Here is a 2961-nt window from a genome sequence, read left to right as displayed (position 1 = left end):
TAGAATGAAATTCTCATCTATTCTCTGGTTCGTGGGCCTCTGGTCCATCCTGGTGTACGCGCCGGTGGTGCACTGGATCTGGGGCGGCGGTTTCCTTAAGGACGAGGGCGTGCTCGATTACGCCGGGGGTACGATCGTTCACATCAACGCCGGCGTTGCCGGGTTGGTGGCCTGTCTGATCGTCGGCAAGCGCACGGGATACGGCACCGAGAGTATGGCACCGCATAATCCGATGTTCAGCGTCATTGGCGTTTCGCTGCTGTGGATTGGCTGGTTCGGGTTCAGTGCCGGTTCCTCGCTGGCCGCCAGCAGCAGTGCCGCCCTGGCGATGCTGGTGACTCAAGCATCCGCGGCTTCGGGCGCGCTCACCTGGATGCTCTACGAATGGTGGGTACTCAAGAAGCCGAGCGTGGTGGGGCTGATGTCGGGTGCGGTCGCGGGTCTGGTCGCCATTACGCCGGCAGCCGGCTTCGTTTCCCCCGCGGGTGCCCTCGCGATCGGCATCATCGCCGGTTTCAGTTGTTGTTGGGCCTGCGCTTGGCTCAAGTATAGCCTGGGATACGACGATGCGCTCGACGTATTCGGCATCCACGGTGTGGGCGGGTTGCTCGGTGCGGTATTGACGGGCGTGTTCGCCGTTCGGGAGATCGGCAACGTGCCCGGTGCCGTCGAAGGCAATTTCGTGCAAGTCTGGATCCAGCTTGAAGGCGTGCTCGCCGTCGCCGCCTGGAGTGCTTTCGGCACCCTGCTCATCCTTCATGTCCTCAAGCTCTTCACGAGTATTCGCGTAAGCGCCGAGGACGAATCCAAAGGGCTTGACCACAGTCAACACGGCGAAGCCATCGGGACCGACGGCTGACCGGCGGCCCGTGGCCTGGGGATTTGTTTGGGTTTCCGGGCAAACAGGACGATGGAAAGGCCGAACGGCAGACGGAATCGCTGCAACAGCGGAGCTTCCAATTCGAAAGCGAAGCGCAGGATTCGGTTTGCGGTCGCGGGAACGCGTTTTGCCCCCGAACGGGCCGTGCCAGGCCGCAGTCGGTCCACCAACCGGGTCGCCAATGCCAGTGGAAAGAGCAGCGAGTTGAAATAAGACTGAAAAATCACCGCCAGCCCCGCATAGCGCAGCTTGCGCGCAAGTTCCGGCATTCGGTAGCGACGCTTGTGGTGCAGCGCTTCGTCGTGAGTCGACCAGAGAAACGCAAAGGCCGGCACCGTTATCAGCAGCCAGCCACCAGGACGCAACCGGCGAACCATGAAATCGAGCGCAGCCGTCTCTTCTTCGATGTGTTCCAGTACATCCAATGCGGCAATCAGGTCGAACCGTTCGCGGTCCAGTTCACGGGAAGCGGGGACGGCAGCGCGCAGAACCTTGACACTGAAGTTCCGTGCAAGGTAATCGGCGGCGAACCGATTGGGTTCGAGGGCCGTGACCGTACCCCATTTCTGCAGCAGTTCCAGATTCGAGCCCGTGCCTGCCCCGACTTCCAGCACACGGCCGCCGACGGGAACGAACTTTTCGAGCAGACGGGCAAGTATGGTTCTGCGCGCGCAGTACCACCAATGCGTTTCCTGCAGTTCGATCATGTCCTGGAAAGCCTTGAGTTCCATTCGCAAGCCTCCTGCAATCCAAGCGGGCATCGGTAGGCGCCCGCATGGTTTGTCGCTGAAGTAGCCCCGATTTTGCGACCGCCAGTTTTCTAGCTCTCCGCCCCTTGCCAGCCGGGCGCCTCGTCACCGTCGGCGCGACGCGGGACTTTTGCCACAGGCTGCCATGGTCCAAGTAGAGACTCGGGTCAGGCATCATTTCGGTTCGCCGATCCCAACTCGAGTTCTGAGTCGGCGTCGCCTTGCTCCCGGTCATCGTGGGATGCCTCGTCCCCATCCGCTTCGTCAAGGAGCAGGTAAAGCGGACGATCCTTGACCTCACCATATATTCTGCCGAGGTACTCGCCCATGATGCCCAGCGTTATGAAATTCAGTGCCGAGAAGCCGAGAATGACCAGGGCCGTCATGTAGAAGCCGGTCGGAGGGTCGTTGTCGGAAAAAAAATACTGGACGAGCAGCGCCAGTCCGAGTAGAGCGCCGCCCACGACGCAAAACAGGCCCAGCCAGGTCCAGGCTCGCAACGGTGCGGTCGAATGCGAAACCATGCCGTCTATGGCCAGCGAAATCAGGGTCATCGCGTCGAACTTCGACTGGCCGGAAGCGCGCGGCTGGCGCTCGTAGGGAACGGCGACGCTTGGAAAGCCGACCCAGGCGTACAAGCCCTTCATGAACCGCCGCTTGTCGCGGCAAGCCCGCACCGCCTTGACGACCGCAGGCCCGATGAGCCGGAAATCGCCAGCGTTCATGGGGATTTTGGTGTCGCTCACCCAATTGAACACACGGTAGAAAAGGGAGGCGGTCAGGCGCTTCAGCAGCGAATCCTGGTCGCGGTTGACCCGCAATCCGTAGACGTTCTGATAGCCCGAACGCCAGAGTGCCACGAACTCGGCAATCAGTTCGGGCGGATCCTGAAGGTCCGCGTCGATAAACACCACTGCATCGCCCCTAGCGGAATCGAGACCCGCCGCCAGAGCGATCTCCTTGCCGAAGTTTCGCGACAGGCGTAGTGATCGAATACGCTCGTTCGAGCGCCGTTGGTCCTCTATTGCCCGCCAGGTGCGGTCTCGGCTGCCGTCGTCGACAAATACGATTTCGTAACCCAAGCCGACGGAGTCCAACACAGGCACCAGCCTCGGCAGGAACTGCTTCAGCGAATCCTCTTCATTGTATACGGGGACGACTATGCTGATCTCAACGTCCAATGCGATGCTCTCCCACATGCCATGCCCGATCCAAGGTGTTCGCGCCATTGTACCCCGTCTCCGGCCGCGGTAACGTAGCAAGAACTATGGCTCGCGGTGGTGGGAACCGGTGACCGGGCCAGCCCGGCGCGCTACCGGGGAAGAGTGTGCG

At 61.2% G+C, this 2961-nt stretch carries 3 protein-coding genes; 1 reads left to right on the top strand and 2 read right to left on the bottom strand.

The annotated features are described in order from the left end of the window. The coding region (locus tag OXG98_10500; GenBank protein ID MCY3772433.1) for an ammonium transporter at nucleotides 1-859 on the top strand (859 nt) is incomplete at its 5' end. Here OXG98_10500 and OXG98_10495 read toward each other — a convergent pair. Further along, on the bottom strand, nucleotides 826-1611 hold the full coding sequence (locus OXG98_10495; protein MCY3772432.1) for a class I SAM-dependent methyltransferase: 786 nt from the start codon (nucleotides 1609-1611) through the stop codon (nucleotides 826-828). The two genes, OXG98_10500 and OXG98_10495, sit on opposite strands and share 34 nt — an antisense overlap. Before the next feature lie 185 nt (nucleotides 1612-1796). Continuing rightward, the gene (locus OXG98_10490) at nucleotides 1797-2828 is read right to left on the bottom strand and encodes a glycosyltransferase family 2 protein (GenBank protein MCY3772431.1); all 1032 of its coding nucleotides are present in this window, start codon (nucleotides 2826-2828) and stop codon (nucleotides 1797-1799) included. Between the last annotated feature and the right edge of the window lie 133 nt (nucleotides 2829-2961).

The sequence above is a fragment of the Gemmatimonadota bacterium genome (genome assembly GCA_026706345.1).
GTDB lineage: Bacteria > JAAXHH01 > JAAXHH01 > JAAXHH01 > JAAXHH01 > JAAXHH01.
This window is presented reverse-complemented; position numbering and strand designations above follow the sequence as displayed.